18 protein-coding genes are annotated in these 19,849 nt (G+C 41.6%); 9 read left to right on the top strand and 9 right to left on the bottom strand.

The features are described 5' to 3' along the window. Positions 1-702: 702 nt before the first annotated feature. Positions 703-1,734 (top strand): asparaginase, encoded by a 1,032-nt coding sequence (locus G327_RS0117270; RefSeq protein WP_019616059.1) that lies wholly within the window; start codon positions 703-705, stop codon positions 1,732-1,734. 76 nt (positions 1,735-1,810) lie between these two features. On the opposite strand, the gene G327_RS0117265 is transcribed toward G327_RS0117270, so the two are convergent. Continuing rightward, positions 1,811-3,160 (bottom strand): BamA/TamA family outer membrane protein, encoded by a 1,350-nt coding sequence (locus G327_RS0117265; RefSeq protein WP_019616058.1) that lies wholly within the window; start codon positions 3,158-3,160, stop codon positions 1,811-1,813. Positions 3,161-3,455: 295 nt separating this feature from the next. Between G327_RS0117265 and G327_RS0117260 the strand changes: the two genes are divergently transcribed. The 3 genes from G327_RS0117260 to mobB all read left to right on the top strand — a co-directional run bounded on the left by G327_RS0117260 (position 3,456) and on the right by mobB (position 5,502). Continuing rightward, positions 3,456-3,854, top strand: coding sequence for a hypothetical protein (locus tag G327_RS0117260; protein WP_019616057.1), 399 nt, complete (start codon positions 3,456-3,458; stop codon positions 3,852-3,854). Between the two features lie 115 nt (positions 3,855-3,969). Beyond that, positions 3,970-4,878 (top strand): aldo/keto reductase, encoded by a 909-nt coding sequence (locus G327_RS0117255; RefSeq protein WP_019616056.1) that lies wholly within the window; start codon positions 3,970-3,972, stop codon positions 4,876-4,878. Positions 4,879-4,977: 99 nt separating this feature from the next. Continuing rightward, a complete protein-coding gene (gene mobB / locus G327_RS0117250) occupies positions 4,978-5,502 on the top strand; it encodes a molybdopterin-guanine dinucleotide biosynthesis protein B (protein ID WP_019616055.1) in 525 nt (174 codons plus the stop codon). Between the two features lie 11 nt (positions 5,503-5,513). On the opposite strand, the gene G327_RS0117245 is transcribed toward mobB, so the two are convergent. Continuing rightward, positions 5,514-6,521: an ornithine cyclodeaminase gene (locus G327_RS0117245; RefSeq protein ID WP_019616054.1), complete on the bottom strand. Its 1,008-nt coding sequence runs from the start codon at positions 6,519-6,521 to the stop codon at positions 5,514-5,516. A gap of 185 nt (positions 6,522-6,706) precedes the next feature. Here G327_RS0117245 and ctlX point away from each other — a divergent pair, with 185 nt between their 5' ends. Both ctlX and G327_RS0117235 read left to right on the top strand, forming a co-directional pair. Beyond that, entirely contained in the window at positions 6,707-7,633 is a 927-nt protein-coding gene (gene ctlX, locus G327_RS0117240; RefSeq protein WP_019616053.1) for a citrulline utilization hydrolase CtlX, read from the top strand. Positions 7,634-7,650: 17 nt separating this feature from the next. Then, positions 7,651-8,502: a dimethylarginine dimethylaminohydrolase family protein gene (locus tag G327_RS0117235; protein WP_019616052.1), complete on the top strand. Its 852-nt coding sequence runs from the start codon at positions 7,651-7,653 to the stop codon at positions 8,500-8,502. 42 nt (positions 8,503-8,544) lie between these two features. Here G327_RS0117235 and G327_RS0117230 read toward each other — a convergent pair whose 3' ends face one another. Continuing rightward, entirely contained in the window at positions 8,545-8,805 is a 261-nt protein-coding gene (locus G327_RS0117230) for a hypothetical protein (RefSeq protein WP_019616051.1), read from the bottom strand. A 343-nt stretch (positions 8,806-9,148) separates the two neighbouring features. Continuing rightward, positions 9,149-9,871, bottom strand: a complete 723-nt coding sequence (locus G327_RS0117225) for a tRNA-uridine aminocarboxypropyltransferase (RefSeq protein WP_026339417.1) — start codon at positions 9,869-9,871, stop codon at positions 9,149-9,151. Between the two features lie 83 nt (positions 9,872-9,954). On the opposite strand from G327_RS0117225, the gene G327_RS0117215 reads away from it, so the two are divergent. After that, positions 9,955-11,871 (top strand): RecQ family ATP-dependent DNA helicase, encoded by a 1,917-nt coding sequence (locus tag G327_RS0117215; RefSeq protein ID WP_019616048.1) that lies wholly within the window; start codon positions 9,955-9,957, stop codon positions 11,869-11,871. A 56-nt stretch (positions 11,872-11,927) separates the two neighbouring features. On the opposite strand, the gene G327_RS26185 is transcribed toward G327_RS0117215, so the two are convergent. Continuing rightward, positions 11,928-13,643, bottom strand: a complete 1,716-nt coding sequence (locus G327_RS26185; RefSeq protein ID WP_019616047.1) for a methyl-accepting chemotaxis protein — start codon at positions 13,641-13,643, stop codon at positions 11,928-11,930. 316 nt (positions 13,644-13,959) lie between these two features. Next, the gene (locus G327_RS0117205) at positions 13,960-14,838 is read right to left on the bottom strand and encodes a cache domain-containing protein (protein WP_019616046.1); all 879 of its coding nucleotides are present in this window, start codon (positions 14,836-14,838) and stop codon (positions 13,960-13,962) included. Positions 14,839-15,191: 353 nt separating this feature from the next. Here G327_RS0117205 and G327_RS0117200 point away from each other — a divergent pair, with 353 nt between their 5' ends. Both G327_RS0117200 and ansA read left to right on the top strand, forming a co-directional pair. Then, positions 15,192-15,758 (top strand): TetR/AcrR family transcriptional regulator, encoded by a 567-nt coding sequence (locus tag G327_RS0117200; RefSeq protein WP_019616045.1) that lies wholly within the window; start codon positions 15,192-15,194, stop codon positions 15,756-15,758. Positions 15,759-15,957: 199 nt separating this feature from the next. Further along, on the top strand, positions 15,958-16,968 hold the full coding sequence (gene ansA, locus G327_RS0117195; protein ID WP_019616044.1) for an asparaginase: 1,011 nt from the start codon (positions 15,958-15,960) through the stop codon (positions 16,966-16,968). Positions 16,969-17,022: 54 nt separating this feature from the next. On the opposite strand, the gene G327_RS0117190 is transcribed toward ansA, so the two are convergent. The 3 genes from G327_RS0117190 to G327_RS0117180 all read right to left on the bottom strand — a co-directional run bounded on the left by G327_RS0117190 (position 17,023) and on the right by G327_RS0117180 (position 19,725). After that, positions 17,023-17,847 carry a transporter substrate-binding domain-containing protein gene (locus G327_RS0117190; protein WP_019616043.1) on the bottom strand — a complete coding sequence of 275 codons (825 nt, stop codon included), beginning with the start codon at positions 17,845-17,847 and terminating at the stop codon, positions 17,023-17,025. Positions 17,848-17,916: 69 nt separating this feature from the next. After that, positions 17,917-18,408 carry a GNAT family N-acetyltransferase gene (locus G327_RS0117185; protein ID WP_019616042.1) on the bottom strand — a complete coding sequence of 164 codons (492 nt, stop codon included), beginning with the start codon at positions 18,406-18,408 and terminating at the stop codon, positions 17,917-17,919. 132 nt (positions 18,409-18,540) lie between these two features. Further along, entirely contained in the window at positions 18,541-19,725 is a 1,185-nt protein-coding gene (locus G327_RS0117180; protein ID WP_019616041.1) for a cation:proton antiporter, read from the bottom strand. Positions 19,726-19,849 lie beyond the last annotated feature (124 nt).

The raw sequence follows: 19,849 nt of genomic DNA, 5'->3' as shown, positions 1-19,849 counted from the left end.
TCTCTTTTAAAAAGCCCGTAACTGAAAAACGTTACGGGCTTTTTGCTTTCTACGAGCCTCTACCCAGAAACCTTTGGGGCATTCATTGGTTCGAAGTCTCTATCACCCCCACATTTGATTAACCCGCTTGATATTTAAACGCAAAGCATTTTTTCGCCAGCCGTTTGAACGGGTTTATATCTATTGCTTATATTCATCACAAGGAGTGCTTCAAAGTAGTGCATTGTGCACTGTTTTTGTGAGTATATGGACAGATTGTTATTTTTTTATCGCGTTTACCTCCTACACGAAACCGAAATAACAAATTATTTAATTTATTCTTTCTTCTATTAGCGCAGAAGTATTTTTGGGAACAGTATCTTGTTCCCGGGTTGTAAAAATGAATTTCCCTTTTTCAAAATACTGTTTTCTGCAGTTGAATATTAAATGCAGATAGAAAAACATGAGAATAATTCTATCTGCAGTGTTTTATAAATGTATATGTAGAGTTTATCCATGAAATGTCGTTGACGTATCTGTTGTTCGGTGCTCTGCATTGCTGCCGCTGTAAGTCTTCCTAAGAAGAGGCTGCTCGAACTGTATTTCAGCTGTCTGCTGTTAGACCTGCTTTTTGGTATCTGCTGATATTTTTGATGCTTGTTTATTCCTGGCTTGTTAATTGCTCTGTAATAAAAAAGTTATTTACAACAGATAGGAAATTTAATGAAATTTAATAAATCGATACTGTCGCTGGCACTTGTTTTTAGTATTAATGTATTTGCGGCTGATAAACCTGAAGTTATGATACTTGGAACAGGCGGAACGATTGCCGGGGCTGCACAGAAGGCGACGGATGTTACCGGTTATACTGCAGGGGAAATTGCAGTATCAACGCTGATTGAAGCTGTTCCTGAAATTGCTAATGTGGCCGATGTTAAAGGAATTCAGGTGGCAAATACATCGAGTTCAAATATCAGCAGTGATATTTTACTGGAGCTGGCTAATACAGCCCGAAAAGCCCTCAATGGAGATACAAAAGGTATTGTTGTAACTCACGGTACAGATACCACAGAAGAAACTGCATTTTTTCTGGATTTAGTTAACCAGACAGAAAAGCCGATTGTTGTTGTCGGAGCGATGCGTCCGGCAACTGCAATTAGTGCAGACGGGCCGATGAACCTGCTTAATGCAGTAACACTAGCTGCCAGTGATGAGGCGAGGGGACGAGGCACCATGATCATGTTAAATGACTTTATCGGTGCGGCTTATTATACCTCTAAAACGAATTCCACCTCGTTAGATACTTTTAAAGCTTATGACCAGGGGTTCTTAGGTACATTTGCCGGTGGTGTGCCGAAGTTTTATTACGGGCCGTCACAAGCAACAGGCAAGCCTAGCTTCAATATATCTAAAATAGAGGCCCTGCCGAGAGTTGATATTATTTACAGCTATCTGGATATGCAGCCTGATCAGCTTAATGCGTTAGTTGATGCGGGCGCAAAAGGTATTGTGGTGGCGGGCAGTGGTAATGGTTCGACGCCTAAAGCAGTACGGGATCGTATAGCTGAGTTACAAAAATCCGGTTTTCCTGTCGTGCTGGCATCACGTACAGGGGCTGGTTATGTGACAGCGAAAGAACACGGTATAGGCTCCGGTATGCTTAACCCGCAGAAAGCACGTATTATGCTGATGTTAGGGCTAACTAAAACACAGGATCTTGCTGAGCTGGCTGACTTATTCGGAACACGAGCCTAACTGCTTCCTGTTTGCCTATGAAAAAACCGTCATTAGGACGGTTTTTTTACTCTCAAGACCATTCAGATATGGTTGTTTAAAACGGCTGGTTAAGCATTACCCACATGCTTGAACCTTCGCTTCCGTGTGCATACTCAAAGCGTACCGGTACTTTTGCCGCTAATGCGCGTAGACTAAATCCGACATCATATTTCATGTCAGAGAATAAAGTACTAATATCATAGCTTTCAGCGACACGACCCGCTTCAACAAAGAGTACGGTCTGAAACCAGTCAATGGCGAAAGGACTCCAGTTTTGATCCTGCATCGGATTAAATTCAGGGATAATTCGGTATTCCAGCGCTGTATATACCGCCGCTTTATCACTAAAACGGTTGTTATCGTAAGCACGCATTCTATTCCAGCCGCCTAATCGGGCACCTTCCCACATGGGAGTCTGGTGCTTTTCTAGAATACCATCATCATTAATTGTTTCGTCTATCTTCCATGACGGGGAGTAAGCGGTCCAGGCATTAAATGCGATTACATTCTGGCGAGTCCATGAAAAATTAAGCAGCTCAATATAATGTGCGTAATCAAATTCCAGTGAATTCCAACTCTGAGTAGAATTTCCTATACCGACGTCTGCTGAAAACTGGCCTTTAAAGGAGTAGCCGCGGGAAGGGTTGCTCGGGTAATCGGTGTTATTATGCTCTAAATAGAAGCGTACGCCATTGGTATTGATTGAGGGGGCTTCACTAAGTTTTTCCGCACTCCATTTAGAATAAAATAATTTACTGCCGAAAATAGTCTGTCCGGTTGAAAATGGACGCCTGCCTCCAATCTCGTCGCGATTAACGGCTATCCCCCGGTTCAGTTGTATGACGGGCAATATCTGATCAGCACTTTCCCCCCAGGGCATTACGTAACGAAAATCGATGTCAAACCAGTTATTGTAACCTTGAGATTTAAAAGGAGTTGAACTACTCGGATCGTTTGACTCTAAGTTTCTTTTTGAATCATTGCTGCCGTCCAGATAAAGGCGCTGATTAGGGTAGTATCCATATGCCCCCATTGCCGTAATAAACATACGCTCAGAGAAGAAGCTCTGATAACTATCGACAGCTATCATTGCGCCGGCGGCCCGTTCCTGTTTGATTTCCTGATCCGCCTGAACTTTTACGTTAAACTCTTCGCCGACAAAAGTGCTGGCAACAATATTCATCTGAGGCTGTATGTAGCCGTTAAAAATACCGACAGCACCTGCGGTAAGGCCCATGCTGTCTGAACTGAAAATATAAGGTAAAACAACCCAGCTTTTCTGACTGCCTGAGCGCTTGATGTCTTTGCTAATATATTCACCTGCGCCTGCCGTTAACTGCTGGCTCAAGACCAAGATAACAAAAATAAAGTGCTTTATTAAAGCTGATCGAGTTATTTTCAACATAAAATCCGTTTATGCATTGTAGACAACACCTTGTAGATGCACTTTTTGAGGCCTCTACATGCGACAATTGTTTCTAATAGAAAACTTAGCATCAGATCAAGATTTTATCTGAGATAATTCTCGATTATCCCTCTAAATCCTATGATATATTGATGAAATATGAGAAATATCAGCCGTGTTGTTAAGAAATAAACTTCGGCATAAATTGATATGTGCATGACTTTAACTTAAATAACAAGCTTGAGGCCGCTACAGTAAGATGTACGAATCACATTACTTATTGAGGAAACAGAGCATGAAAAAGACATTAATCGGTTTAACCTGTTTTACAGCTTTATTCACAACCACGGCAGTTAATGCCGATATAAAAGCAGGTTTTGCTTTTGATCAGGGGTTTGGTATTACTGCACAGTTTGAGAATATTAATACCTTCGTTGGTAATGATGGTGTGAGTCTTGATTATATTTTTAAGCAGGGTTCATTTTCGCAGGATGATATGCCGTTTAACTGGTATGTGGGCGGTGGTGCGTTTGCCGGCTGGGATGATGGCTACGGAGTGAGGCTGCCGTTGGGAGTAACACTTCCTTTTGCCCACCAGTGGGAGTTATACGGACAGGTTGCTCCTGATCTAGATTTTGATGACAGCTTTAAATTTGGTGTTGGAGCCGCTTTAGGTGTGCGTTACGCGTTTTAGTATTAGCTTTTGTTACAAATCATTTGTGTAAATCACCTTTGTCAGCCTAAATGGGTGTTATCCTGACAGGATAAACTTTATTAGCAGACTGGTATTTTCTTCTAGGAGTATGTAAATGAGCATGGTTCAAAAAGTATTAATGGCGGAGCAGGGCCCTGAATTTTCTCAGCTGGTGCAGGGGTACTGGCGTTTAGGTGAATGGAATATGGATGCACAGACGCGTCTGACCTTCCTTAAGCAGCATGTTGAAATGGGTATTACAACCGTTGATAACGCGGCTATTTACGGTGATAGTGAAGTATTATTCGGTGAAGCGTTAAAACTTGATCCTGCCGTGCGGGAGAAAATTCAGATTGTTTCTAAATTTGGTATTAACGGTATTCCTCCGGCTACCGGCGAAATACGAGTATCACATTATGACAGCAGCAAGGCGCTTATTTTAAGCTCAGCTGAAAATTCTTTAAAACGCTTAGGTGTTGAGCAGTTAGATGCATTATTAGTACACCGCCCAGACTTTCTAATGGATGCCGATCAGGTTGCCGAAGCATTTTCTGAGTTAAAACAAAGCGGTAAGGTAAAATACTTTGGTGTTTCTAATTTTACTGCCTCGCAGTTTGATTTATTACAGTCGCGTTTAGATACGCCGCTGATCACCAATCAGGTTGAAATTAATCCGATTAATTTTGCTGTACTGGAAGATGGTACAACCGATCAGATGCAGCAGTACCGCGTTCGTCCAATGGCTTGGTCATGTTTAGCCGGTGGCGGTATTTTCAGTGAGCAGACTGATCAAGCGAGGCGTTTACGCGGTGCATTAACTGAATTAGCAGAAGAGTTAGGTGCAGACTCGATTGAACAGGTTATTTTTGCCTGGGTGTTGCAACACCCGTCAAATCCTGTTGCTTTAATCGGCTCAGGAAAAATCGAACGGGTTAAAGATGCCGTTGGCGCGTTGGCGTTGAATATGAGCAGAGAGCAGTGGTATAGAGTATGGGTTGCATCAAAAGGTCATGGTGTCGCTTAACTTTGTCTGCTTAACTGTAAAGATATAAAATATCCCCGCTATAATGCGGGGATCTTTTTTCCCGCTGCACATCCGCCTCTCAATTAATATGGTAACTTTATGTCAGTACTTGCAGACTTTCCGATTCCTTTATTAGGTTTTGCCGCTTTTAGCGGTACAGGTAAAACAACCCTGCTGGAAAAGTTAATTCCTCTGTTAACCGCTCAAGGTTTAAATGTAGCTTTAGTAAAACACAGCCATCATGATATTGAGATGGATAAACCAGGCAAAGACAGTTACCGGCTGCGTAAAGCTGGAGCATCGCAAGTTGTTTTAGCGGGTACTCATCGTTCCATTTTATTCTCAGAACACGGTCAGAAGCGTGACAGCAGGCTGCTTGAACAGCTGGCGCTGCTGCAGACTGACAGTCTGGATCTGGTGCTGGTGGAAGGTTTTCGCGATGAAATTTTTAATAAAATAGAACTGCATAGAAGCGCTTTAAATAAACCATTTTTGTTTAAGTCTGACTCGTCTGTTATCGCCCTTGCCTGCGATCAGACGGTAAAAAACTGTCCGTTACCGCAAATAGATTTAAATGATCTGCATGCGCTTGAGCAGTTTGTACTTGAGTTTGCCAAGGCTTAAAGTTAGGCCTTTTATTCTAATAATGAGTATAGGTTTTTAACATCCTGCAGCTGTGGAATTAAATCCAGCTGCCGGCCGATATTATGCTGCTTTGCCAGGGAATAAATTAATCTTAATACCGAATAATCTTCAAGAGAGAAACCTACCGAATCATAGATAATCGTGCCGTCTTTATCTACATTTAATATTTTTTCTTTATTCACTATTTCATGAAGTTCAGTACAGGTGAAGTCGGCCGGCAGCTGCTGTATCTCGCCTTCAATTTTTGATTGAGGAAGATATTCAACAATCACTGTCGCGCTTTCAACTAAGGCTTTTTCCAGCTCTGTTTTACCCGGACAGTCTCCGCCTAGTGCATTAATAAAGACATCCTGATTGATCATATCTTTTGTTAAAATGGTTTGAAACCTTTTATCAGCAGTGCAGGTGGTGATTAAGTCGGCTCCGTCCGCGGCATCGCGGGCATCTTTACAAGGCGTGAGCTTAATATCAACCTGTGCCAGATTACGCTGGAACTTCTCCATGGCTGCCGAATCGATATCAAAATACCTTATTTCCTGCAGATCAAAAATAATAGAAAAAGCTAAATACTGGAATTCACTTTGTGCACCTGTGCCGATTAGGGCTAATACTTTGCTGTCTTTTCTGGCTAAATGCGATGCGGCCATTGCCGAGGCTGCCGCTGTTCGGAATGCCGTAAGCAGCGTCATTTCCGAAAACATCAGCGGCTCACCCGTTTCTGTTAATGATAACTGCCCGGTTGCCATTACCGTCGATTTTCCCTGCAGCGGGTTTTTAGGATGACCGTTAACATATTTAAAGCTGTACATCTTATTGTTAGAAATGGGCATTAATTCAATTACCCCGTCTTTAACATGATTAGCAAGGCGCGGGCATTTATCGAACTGCCGCCAGTTTTTATAATCTTCTTCTAATGTCGATATCAGCTCTAAGAAAAAGGCGCGATAGCCTATTTCAGACAGCAATGCTCTGATGTCTTTAATTTCGAGAACAATCATAGGAACCTCTTATTATTAACCCTTGCTGCTTTTAGTGTTGCTGTGTTTCTTATCATTAGCAAGTTGTCTATATCAGGTTCTTTATGTTCTGTTAAACCAAATAGAGGAATAGGACTAATATTAAAGTAGTAACATGTTATTAACATTTGTAAGCGCCAGTTCAGAATTATCAATAGGAGGGTTGTATGGCATTAATTCAGGCACCCGCTGCCGTAATTATGATTCGCCCCTGGAAGTTCTTTTCAAATCCAGAAACGGCTGCAGATAATGCTTTTCAAGCTGAAAGTGGGCGACCTTCCTGCGAAGTGGCTCTTCAAGCCAGGCAGGAATTTGATAACGTGGTTGATATGGTGCAGAAATGCGGTATCAAAGTGCATGTGTTTGATGATTTCGGAGAGAAAAACACCCCTGATTCAGTTTTTCCTAATAACTGGATTTCCACCCATAGCGGCGGCCATGTAGCTTTATATCCTATGTGTTCGCTGAACCGCCGTGGTGAGAGACGCACAGATGTGATTGAAATGCTCAAGTCGCAGTATCGTGTTCAGGATGTGGTGGACTTTTCAGGGTTAGAGATGGACGGGTTGTACCTAGAGGGAACCGGTGCGATGGTGCTTGATAACGTTAACCGCATTGCATACAGCGCAAAATCGAATCGTGCCAGTGAGGTTATTTTAGAACGTTTCTGCTCTCAGTTTCTTTATGAGCCGATGGCTTTTAATACAAAGCATGCATCGGGAAAAGCTGTCTACCATACCAATGTAATGATGTGTGTCTGTTCTGATTATGCGCTGGTCTGTTTAGAGATGATAAAAAATAAAATTCGCAGAGTGGTGATTAAGCAGCGCTTGATCGACTGCGGCTTAGAGGTAATTAATTTAAGTTTTGCACAGGTAGATAATTTTGCGGGTAATGCAATTGAGTTAACCGGAAAAAAAGGTCAAAGTTATTTGTTTATGTCGTTACGTGCAAAAAATTCATTAACCGAGGAGCAGTTAAATAAAATTGAGCTTTACTCGAAAATCATTGCAGTTAATGTCGAAACGATTGAGCTTGGGGGCGGTTCTATTCGCTGTATGATGGCAGGCATTCATTTGAATCCCAGAAATTAAACAGGCAGGGGAAATGGATGGATAAGAATTATGTAAAGTCAGCCTCGGGAGTATTAAAAGGTGTTTTGTTGTGCCCGCCGCGGTTTTTACGTTTAGAGCCGATCAATAAAATCGCTGTCTCCTGGTTAAATAAAGGCACAAGACTGGATCGCCGCAAGTGTTTAACGGAGCACCAGCAGCTGATTGATATTTACCGTGAAAATGCAGTTGAAGTTGAACTTCTCGAACCTAATGAGCTTTTACCCAGTCAGACTTTTTCACGTGATTTTGGTTTTAATATAAAAGAAGGTTACGTACTCGGACGTTTTAAAGAAAGGATCCGGCGTCCTGAAAGTGCTGAGTATGCGGCTAAGCTGCGGGCACTTAATATTCCTTTAATTGCCGCCTGTGATGAAGGTTTTATTGAGGGCGGGGATTTCTGGCAGTTAGATGAAAAAACTTTAGCGGTCGGGTGTGTACAGCGCTCTAATGAAACGGGAGTGGAGAATATAAGGCGCCAGCTGAGCCCTTTGGGTTATCGTATTATTTCAGTACAGGCAGATCCTGAATACCTGCACCTTGATATGATTTTTAATATCGTCGGCGACAGGGTGGTCGTTACTTATTATGATGCTCTGCCGGAGCATTTTAAACGTTATCTGCATGATACAGGGTTTGATCTGATTAAGGTTGACCGCCAGGGAGTGTTCAAACATTTTTGTAATCTGCAGGCCTTAGGCAATAAACGAGTGATCTCTTTAAAGGCGAATAAAAGAGTCAATGCCGAGTTAAGAAAGAGGGGGTTTGAGGTGTTTGAACTGGATGCTGCTGAAATATTGAAAGCCGGCGGCGGCCCTCACTGCATGACATTTCCGCTGCATAGGTCTTAATCTGTCAGCAGCAGAAAAGTTTCTGATTAACTGGAGCTGCAGTCAGGCAAAAGTTATAAATACAAACTCCAGCATGTTTTCCTGTAATGCCGAAATATATTTATCATAGGTGGCGGATTTGAGAGCAATAGCCGTCAGTACTGCATTCATAATTAGTAACTGTACAATAAGCAGGGTAAGCAGCCAGAATCCCAGTGACCGTTTTGACTTCTCTTTAAGTACTGCTCCTTCATTGACTGCATAGTTATCAGGAAACAATTCAGGAGTGGTTTTTCTATCTGAATACAGCTGTTGTTGTGACATATGATTCTCCTCAAAAATGATCTCAGTCTTAATCTAACGTATTAGAAAATTCTCTCTGATTTACCTTTTTGACATAAATTGACAATGTTTTGTTAATATAATCAATTTCTTTATACTTTCACAATGCTGCTTTCAATAAATTTGATCTGCTTAGAGTATTCACAGCACCTGCTTTTGTAATCTGTATCAGGGACTGCATTTTGTACAACAGTCCGCAAACCTGTAATGGTTAAGAACGATTCATATTAACCACACATAAAGCGCTGATATTTTATAGTCAGAGTGCAGCGAGTTTTTCTGATACTTTGCCTTGTGCGAATATTGAGTGCTTTTGATTTTATAGTCAGAGCGCAGCGAGTTTCTCCGATAATTTATATTGAGCTGCATTTTCGGGCAGCTGCTGGCGGTTTTTTCCGGTCATATAATTTTCTTTAAAGGTTTCAAATAAAAGATCCATAAGATGCGCATTATCTGACTCGCCGATGAATTCCAGCACTCGTCCGGCAACCTCTGCGGTTGCAAGCTGATTATCTTTTACGGCTTTACGCACCAAGTAGCGGGACAGTGTTTCCGGGGAGAATGACAATACCGGGAAGTCATTTAAGTAAGGGCTTTTATGAAATATTTTCTTTGCCTGTGCCCAGCTTCCGTCGAATAAAATAAACAGAGGGCGTTTATTATCCTCGAGGGCTTTATATTCGCTCAGCAGCCGTTCAGGTCTGGTGTATTCAGCAGGAAAAATAATAATAGGAAACCACTGCGGATCTTTTAACAAGGCTAACAGTTCAGGATTCGGCTGTGTGCGTGACCAGATATAAGCAAAGGTATCGGGAATCAAGTCGGCAATTAAGCGTCCGGTATTACTGGGTTTTAATATTTCATTATCGTGCATTATTAATAAAAAGGCGCTATCGCTAGTCACTGTTTTTTTAATGGCGCAGATGCATAAATAAGGCAGTAACATACAGTGAGTACAGCGTTCTATGCTACCCCCGCGCGCTAAAAAAGGGCGGGTGCATTGACTGAGGCGCCACTGGTAAAGTTTGTGCAGGGCATGGATGCGCATGGAGCTGTTAACCGTTATTTAATAAAAGAGCGTGTATTATATGTTATAAATGCTTTTCAGTTAATAATGGTTAAGGTTTATTGATGCACCAGTTACTTCAGCAGTACTTCGGATTTTCTACTTTTAGAGAGGGGCAGGAGCAGGTTATTCAGGCTCTGGTAAATGGAAACAGTGCGGCTGCTATTTTTCCAACCGGTTCCGGTAAATCCTTATGTTATCAGTTGCCGGCTTTACACCTCCCGCATTTGACGCTGGTGGTTTCACCACTACTTGCTTTGATTCAGGACCAGTTAGAGTTTCTACAGAGCAAAGGTATCAGTGCATCCAGTATTCATTCAATGCAGACGCCTGCTGAATCTGCTTCGGTTTATAAAGAAGTTGCTGAAGGCCGGATAAAAATTCTTTTCATTTCGGTAGAACGTCTAAATAGCGAGCGTTTCAGGATGTTCTTAAAACAGGTGCCGATTTCCCTGTTAGTCGTTGATGAAGCGCATTGCATTTCTGAGTGGGGTCATAATTTCCGTCCTGATTATTTAAAATTAGCGCAGTATCGCCGTGAATTTCAAATTCCACAGGTGTTGCTGTTAACTGCTACAGCAACCAGTAAAGTGATAAAAGATATGGGCGAAAAGTTTGCTATCGAGTCGCAGAATATCACTTTAACAGGTTCATATCGTGCGAATTTGAATTTGTCAGTACTGGGTGTAGCTGATCAGGATAAGCTCAATAAACTGGTTACCTGGTTAAATCAACGCAGTCATCAGGCGGGGATTATTTATGTCACTCTGCAGAAAACAGCAGAGGATGTTGCCAGATCATTGGCTGCTTCCGGCATAAGTGCGCAGGCTTATCATGCCGGCATGAGCAGCGAACAGCGGGTTTCGATTCAGCAGCGGTTTATGTCCGGGCAGCTCCCTTTAATTGTTGCGACTATCGCTTTTGGTATGGGCATTGATAAAAGTGATATTCGTTTTGTGGTGCATTATGATCTGCCGAAATCAATTGAAAACTATGCTCAGGAGATTGGCCGTGCCGGCCGAGATGATCAATCTTCGGACTGTCTGGTGCTGGCTAATAAAAATAACTTAAATATCTTAGAAAACTTTGTTTATGCCGATACCCCGGAGCCGAGTGCCGTTGACTTTATTTTAAATGAGGTTGCAAAAACACAAGGACAGTGGGAAGTATTGATGAACAGTCTTTCCAGCCAGTCAAATATCCGCTTATTGGCGCTGAAAACCTTACTGGTTTATCTGGAATTAGAAGGGGTTTTACAGCCAGCTTATAGTTATTATGCGGAGTATAAATACAAATTATTAGTGCCGGAAAACGAACTTTTAGGGCGTTTTAAGGATGAGCGTTATAACTTTGTGCAGGCAATTTTAAGTTCATCGGATAAAGCGCGTACCTGGGCGACGCTTAACTTTGAAAAAATGCAGTCTGTCTATTCATCGGATCGAAGCAGAGTGATCACTGCCATTGACTACCTGGATCAGCAGGGCTTGATTGAACTGCAGACCAAGCAGATGACCAATGTTTATAAAGTATTTAAAGAACAGATAAGCCCTGATTTACGGGATCGTCTGGTAAAACGTTTTGTAGATAAAGAAGACAGTGAAATTCAGCGTATCCATTTTTTATTAGATTTCTTTGCCAGTAAAAACTGTCTGAACCTGCAGCTGGCGTATTATTTTTCCGATCAGAATCTACAGCAGGACTGCGGGCACTGCAGTGTTTGTGCAGGATATCCGGCTGTTATGCCCGCTACCGAGGTTTTAAAGCCTTTAAGTGATTATGATTTTGCTGGATTAAGTGCTGATATTATTAATAAATTAGGCGCACATAATACACAGGTATTATTAGCGCGTTTCTTTTGTGGTTTGACTACGCCAATTTTCACTCGTTTAAAAGTACGCAGTGTAAAAGGTTTTGCTGTGCTGGAGAGATACCGCTTTTCACAAGTAAAAAGCTGGATAGAGGGACATTGCAGGAATAAATAAAAAAAGGATAAACAGCATTATTCTGCTGTTTATCCTTGCTAGGAAATTGTTCAGCATTAATTATTAATCAGTGCTGAGCTCTGTCCTAAAGTCGGGGAAACGGTGCCGGCCTCTTCCTGAGCCGGCTGTTCAAAACTAAATGAAGATAACTGCTCTTCTAACCTGTCAGTCTGCTGCTTTAAGCAGCTACTCGAAGAGGCTAACTCTCCGAGATCTTTGCTGGTTTCTGCCAGCTCGGTATTCAGGCGGTTGATATTCTGACTCATGGTCTCTGCAACGTTTCGCTGCTGCTCGGCGGCCGTGGCAATCTGCAGATTACTGTCATTAAGCAGCGTTATATCTTCGCTGATATCTGTAAATTCATTACCTGCAGATTTAGCTGCATTCATACCGGTCTCTGCTGTACTGACACTTTGATTAACCTGAGCAACGGCAGACAGTGCCTGATTATTAAGGCTGGCAATCATCTCTGTGATTTCACGTGTGGCTTCTTTGGTGCGGGAAGCCAGCTGACGAACTTCATCGGCAACGACTGCAAAACCTCGCCCCTGTTCCCCGGCACGGGCTGCTTCAATGGCTGCATTTAGTGCCAGCATATTCGTTTGTTCGGAAATGGCATGGATTGTATCGACGACTGAATCAATAGAAACGACTCCGTCTTTTACTTCAGTTACTGACTGTGCGCAGTTACTGAGATTGCCGCACAAAACTTCAAGTGCTTGAATGCTCTCATTTATCTGTTTAGAACCCTGCTGTGCGCGCCGATCCGTTGATTGTGTGCTGCAGCTTGCCGAGCCTGCGTTCTCTGCAACCTCAGCAACGCTGCAGACCATCTCTTCCATGGCGCTTGCCAGCTGATCTAAATTACCAAGTTCACTGCGGATCAGCTGGTCAGTATGATTAAGGCTGCGGTCAATTTGTAATGAAGCCGCTGCGATATTTGTACCGTTATCCGCCTGTTGTTTTAAAACCTGTTTTAAACTTGTCTGGCTGATATTTAAGGCATTCGCTAAAAAGGCCATTTCATCGCGCCCCTTTAGAATTACCGGAGTACATAAATCTCCTTTAGCCAGGCGCTGCATTGCTTTGTTTAGATAGTCAGCCCGGCTGTTAAGGTGTCTAGTGAGAATCGAGACAAAAATCAATACAAAAAGAGTGATTAATGCCATTGGAGTGAATATTTTCTGGTAGATGCTGAATAAAATAGCATCGGATTTATCTAAATATTCGCCGGCAATTAAGACCGACTTACTTTCTTTGATTGGATATAAATAAGCTGCTTTTAAGTTTGTTGTATCAGAGCCCGGCTTAGAGTGCGGATAATGCACCATCTCTGCAATACCGCGCCGGCTGGTACGAATGATTGCCTGCTCTAATGTTCCTCCTTCAAGAAGCTCGATGTTCACCATTTTATTGCCCTCTTTAGCCGGCTTCGGGGGATAAATGATATATCGACCAGTTGCACCATCAGCTAAAAATGCATAACCAGAATCATCACTATGCCAGCGTGCAGGATAAATAACGGCTTTTAATGCCTCAAGTTTTTTAGACGGAAGCTGTTTTACTGATTCTTGAGTGTAAGCAACAATTTTGGCGAGTGAGACCACATGTGATGAAAGAGCTTGATGTTCAACGGCAATAACGCCTGTACGTACGCTGTTGGTTGAGAAAACAGTGCTGATCAGTAAAGTTACAATAACCGTCAGAGATAAAATTAACATGAGTCGTGACAGCTTGAACTTACTAAGCAGATAATAAATCGAACCTAACATACATAACTCCCTGTGCGTTTTTTTATTTTCGACAAAAAAATCATGTCGGTATTTACGTTTTATACAAATACATTGTTTTAATTAACTAAAATAATATATTTTGTGCGATTGAAGTACTTCTTAGCCTAGTTTTACCCATTCGTAGTATCAATTAAAAATACCTTAAAAGTAAATGTGATGTATGCATGTTTGTTTTAAATCAAGTTTATTAGAAAAGCAGAGGTGTTGAATTAAGTTCCGTTATTGGCAGTTAGTTTATCGCCGAACAGTGATAATAGGAGTAGCTGGGTTAGCAGCTTACCCTTTGACGGTAAATTCAGTGCTTTTTATGGTTGTGTTTGGAATTAAACTGCAGAGAATCTTTGCTGATATTAATATCGTCATCATGCTGCGGCTTGAGTACTCTGCTTAAACTTACCTGAGTGATATTTAATGCATCTGCTAAAAATGCCGTTTCATTTCGTCCGGCTAAATAATCCATCTCATATAAATCGTCTTTAGTCCGGCCGCGCATGGTTGTGCTGAAATAATTTTCCCGGTAGTTTATATATCTGCTGAAAATAAAAATAAAAAACTGTACAAAAATCGTGCTGGCAATGACAGGTAAAACGATCTTTTTATACAGTTTAAGCTGTAGAAGATCGGATTTATTTAAGTAGGTTCCTGCGATTAAAACGTCACCGCCTTGTCTAAGGGGGTATAAATAAGCCGCTTTTAAGTGGATTTTGTCAGAGCCTGGCTGGGAGTGCGGGTAATGTATCATTTCTGCACTGCCGCGGCGGCTGCTGCGGATAATTGCCTGCTCTAAAGTTCCTCCTTCAATCAATTTAATATTGACCATTTTTTTCCCTTCTTTAGCCGGAGTGGGCGGATATACAATATATCGTCCAGTTGCACCGTCGGCTAAAAATGCATATCCGGAATCATCATTATTCCAGCGGGTGGGGTAAATAATATCCTTTAGGCTCTGCAGCTGCTGGCTCTGTTCTTGTTTTTGTGTTGTTTCTAAGGCTTTGGCTAGTGTGCTGACATGTGAAGCCAGGGTCTGGTGTTCCGCCTCCAGCACCTCGCTGCGCATGTTTGTTGTTGATAAAAGCGGACCGATCGTCATGGTAAAAATAACCAGGAAAGCGATGAGCAGAATAAAATGTGATATTTTAAGCTGATTCAGTATATGAGAAATCGAAGTTAACATAATAAAGCACCTGAAATATGTGTTTGAAAGCCGCTAAACTATCCAGCATGGTTCTGTTATGGGCTGATTTCATTGTAAATATTAGTTAGCAGACTTATCTGTGAGGATATTTACCTTCTTTTGACTTTATAGTCTAGTTTGCATTTCTCCAACATCAATTAAATATCACCACTCAATGGCTTTAGTTACTGTTCTGTGCGTAGGATCAAATTTCTAATATAACCTTTTTTAAATTTCGTAAAAAAAACAGGGGTAATATAAAAATGCATAATCTTGTTTTTTGATAAATTGCTCTGTTGTGTTTAGTGCCTACAATCAATAAGTCAGAGTGAATTAATCAGGTGAAATAAGTGATGAATGATAAACGCGATCATATATCTTGTTGTGCAATGCAGGTCTTAAAAGAGTCCGGCTGTGCCGGTTTTTCTATAGAAAATGTTGCTGTGCAGGCTAATCTGGAGTTGAGTACTGTACTGCTGTATTTTAAAAACAAAGAGATACTTGTAGAGTCGATATTGATCTCTTTTGTTGAGCAATGCACAGCGCACCTTAAGTCTTTTAAAATAGAAGAAAACAGGCATGCAGATAAGGCGTTAAATCAGTTTTTTCTGGATGTTCTTGAGTATCGGGAAAGTGATGCCTGTGCCGCTGTTTTCAAAGAACTCTGGGCTGTTTCCTTACATAATAAAGAACTGCGTTTAGTGTTAGATCAATATTATCGCGAGCTCTATCAGATTGTATTTCAACAGCTGCAGACTGCCGCACCTGAATTTTGCGACGAATTAAAAATAGATCATGCAGTCTGTTTTGTTCTGCCGTTTATGGAAGGTTATAGTTTGACCCGCTCAACCTTACCCGCTTCGGTTCTGTTTTTATCTGAGCAGCTCAGTAAAGTAGTAAAAGATATTTTATTTAATTGAAATCCTATTTCTGCTTTTTTACACATTCAGCTGTCGTTTTACTACTGTTTTCTATCTCTTGGTGATTCGTATTAATAATAAATGTCATTTTTAGATATTAAAGTCGAAATTGTTAAAGATAACCTTTCTGAATATCTGTATTAGCTGTTAACTTACGGCTGAATTAATTAGATGATAAATTAGATAAAAGAGAATAAGCATGGCTGATAAAAAAAGAATTTATATCGCATACACTGGCGGCACAATCGGTATGAAACCTTCAAAAGATGGTTTTATACCTGTGGCCGGTTATCTTTCGCAGACAATTGCAAATATGCCTGAATTTTATCATGAAGATATGCCTGAATTTGAGATTCATGAATACAATCCTCTGATTGATTCTGCGAATGTTTCTCCAGAAATCTGGCAGACTTTAGGTTTAGATATTCAGAATCGTTATCACGACTTTGACGGTTTTATTATTCTGCACGGCACAGATACCATGTCTTATACGGCTTCTGCATTGTCATTTGTTTTTGAAAATTTAAGCAAACCGGTCATTGTGACGGGCTCGCAGATTCCATTGTCGCAGTTACGTTCAGACGCACGCGTTAATTTATTGAATTCTTTATATATCGCTGCGCATCATCCAATTAACGAAGTGTGTATCTTTTTTAATAACCAGTTATTCCGCGGCAACCGTACAACGAAACAGTACGCAGATGGTTTTGATGCATTTGTTTCACCTAATTATCCAGTGCTGTTGGAAGCAGGGATTGAGATAAAAAATATTGCCGGGCAGACACAGAAATCGGTCAATACCCGTTTACGTGTCAGTGAGCTTGAGGCGCAGTCGATTGCTATTTTACATCTGTTTCCCGGGCTGGACTGGCAGGTATTGGATAATTTATTGAAAAGTCCGCTGCAGGCACTGGTATTATTAACCTATGGTGTAGGTAATGCGCAGCAGGATGAGCAGTTATTGGCAACATTAAAAGAAGCTAGTGAGCGCGGTATTCTGATTGTTAACTGCAGCCAGTGCCTTAAAGGCAGTGTCAATATGGAAGGTTATGCAACGGGCCACGCATTAAGCGAAGCCGGGGTGATCAGCGGTTTAGATATGACCACTGAAACTGTGATTGCGAAGCTTTATTACCTGCTTAGCCAGGGATTATCCAACAAAGTGATCCGCGAGCTGCTGGTGACTGATTTACGTGGTGAAGTAGGTTAATTGTTGTATAAAAGGCCCTGACAAAACAGGGCTTTTTGTATGCAGAGCTATTTACTAGTATGGGAGTAAGTTTAACCACCCGCCATTATTAAACCACTTCTGATGATGCTTCTGCAGTTCTCCTGACTTCTGCAGCTGCTGCAGCTTTTCCGTTAGTTTGTTTTCTAACAGCGGTTCATTTTTATTGAGTGCAATGCCGATCTCTTCAACGGCTAACGGCTCATTTAATTTAGTTAATTCTGTACTGTTGTCACGTATCAGCAGCAGATCACAGATGCTCAAATCAGCAATCAAGGCATCAGCCTGACCGGATAATACCGCTAGTACAGCATCTTCATAGTGAATAACGGTTGTTAAATTTGCTTTTTCTAAACGCTCCTGTGCCAGAGTTACACTGGTAGAATTTTCCAATGCAGTTAGATTTACCTGGGCATGATTAAACCCTGTACTGTTTCTAATTCGAGCCAGTGTTTTTTTGGTAGTCAGCAATGATTTTCCCACTTGCGCATAGGGACCGACAAAACTGACTTTCTGACGGCGTTGTTCGCTGATAGAAAAAGCTGAAATTATCACGTCGACCTTGTTTTCCTGGAGTGCGTTAAGCAGTTCTGGGAAAGGCATTAACGCTATTTCCATCTTTACACCCAGCGAATTAGCGAGCTCCTCTGCTAGCCCAACATCGAATCCGATAATGCCGCCTTTGCTGGTAACAAAATTATAGGGAGGTTGTTCACCAGACATGCCGACGACTAAAACACCTTTTTCAGTGATCCGTTTAAATACCTCATTATCAGCCTGAACGTTGTGGGTACAGCCAATAATAAAAATGCAGCATAAGAAAAAGCCTAATAACTGAATTTTTGCTGATAATATATTCATAGTGATCCTTTTATTTAGCCTGATTTTTTATCAATAGCGGCGTTACGGGATAGACAGCAATAACTCTTATTAGTTTATTTCTTTGCGATAAATTTCAAATCCTCTTGCCTGGTAATTATTTAAAGCACTTTTATGATCTAACGTGCAGGTATGTACCCAGACCCGCCTGGTATTTTTCCATGCCCAGGCGGATTTTATCGCATGCGATAAAAGGGGGCCGCCGAAGCCTAAGCCGATAAATTTTTCAGATAAACCAAAATACGCTATTTCAACGTCACCATCAGACTGTTTTTCTAATTCATAATAACCGGCAATTGAGCCTTTATAATAAGCAGTCCAGGTTCTTAGGTCTTCTCTTTCTGCATACTCCTGCCACTGCCGCTCTGTGAGTGACAGCTTGTCGGTCCAGCCCCAGTTAGCACCGATAAACTGATATAAAAAACGATTTAACTGATACTGTTTAATTTGTGCTTCCTGAATCTCAAAATCAGCCGGCAGTACTTTTTCATTGAGAGAACCTGCAGTTTTCATTTCCAGGTAATAGGTAGTGACATTAGACATAATTTAATTTCTCGTCGTTTTATTATTCAGGCGTTTAATTGGGAATTTTTTACTAATAACAAAACATATCTATTACTCATCATTAATTCAACAGATTGATTAGTAAGCAGTGGTTAGAAGCAGAGATAGTTGTTAAGACTGCTTGATCCTTTCTAAAGCAAGGCGGGTAAATACCGGGCCGATGATCTCAAAAAACACGGTGGAGCTGATAACTACCGTTAATAAGATCTGCCGATATTCGGGAAAGTGGTTGGCGGCCACTAGTGCCATACCGATAGCAACACCTGCCTGAGGGAGCAAGGCCGCCCCCATCCAGTTTTTGGTTTTTTGATCTGCTTTACTACATCGGCCGCCGAGTGCAGCACCGCAAATTTTTCCAATAATACGGCAGACAATATATGCAGCACCGATCATTCCAACTTCACTGACAGCATTTAAATCAAGGGCTGCGCCGGCTGAAATAAAAAAGATGATCATAAAAGGGCGCTCAATGCCGCGTATCGCATGGAAAGGGTAGTCGTGATGCCTGGCAAAATTGGCGATCACAGCACCCAGCACCATAGAAGCAATTAAGAATGAAACATTAAACCACAAGGCGATGCCTCCGCAGACAAATACAATGCCCAGCGCTTCTGAGAGTATCGGCTGACCAGGCTTAACTCTTCCGGTTAAAAATGCGGACGGAATACCGATTGCGATACCTAATATAATCGCCCCGCCAATATCTTTTAACGCAAATAGAATATAAGAATTGTCGGCATGTAATCCAGTTAATGAAGAAACCAGCGCAACAGCAAAGGCAAATAAAATCAGCGCCCACGCATCATCAAGTGCAACGATTGAAAGCAGTAATTTTTGAAATGGGCCTTTATAATTGGATTCTAAAATAACATCCATAATAGCTGACGGATCGGTCGCGGAAGCGAGGCTGCCGAGCAATATTGCAATTTCCAGCGGTACACCGATAAGTATCAGCCCGAAGGTGACAATAAATGCGGTGAGTACTGCCGCTGTTAATGATATCCACAGCACTTTATTTACTGAGCTGCGTAGTGAGTTTCTGGTCAGTTTTCCGCCGAGTAGAAATCCGATCATTAGTAAGGCCATATCAGTAATAAGATCAAATCGTTCGGAGAACACCGCGGGAATAATATCTAGCCCCTGTTTTCCAATGATCACACCAAAGATTATCAGCAGTGTTACGCGGGGAAGAAACTTCTGCCGACCGAGAGCAGCGGTTATTAAGCCGAGCAGCAGAATACCGCCCAGAGTTAACAGGAATAGGGCATCTGTATATGTGTTAGATGCATTATGCATTTATAAAAGACCTTTTATGCTTGCTGCTGTTTATATTTGATAAATATGGCACTACTTCAGAAAAGCACCGGTGTGCCTGTTAATATTCTAGATATTATTATTAACGAGATTGGGAGCTCTGCTT

This window comes from Psychromonas ossibalaenae ATCC BAA-1528 (genome assembly GCF_000381745.1).
Taxonomy (GTDB): Bacteria; Pseudomonadota; Gammaproteobacteria; order Enterobacterales; family Psychromonadaceae; genus Psychromonas; species Psychromonas ossibalaenae.
This window is presented reverse-complemented; position numbering and strand designations above follow the sequence as displayed.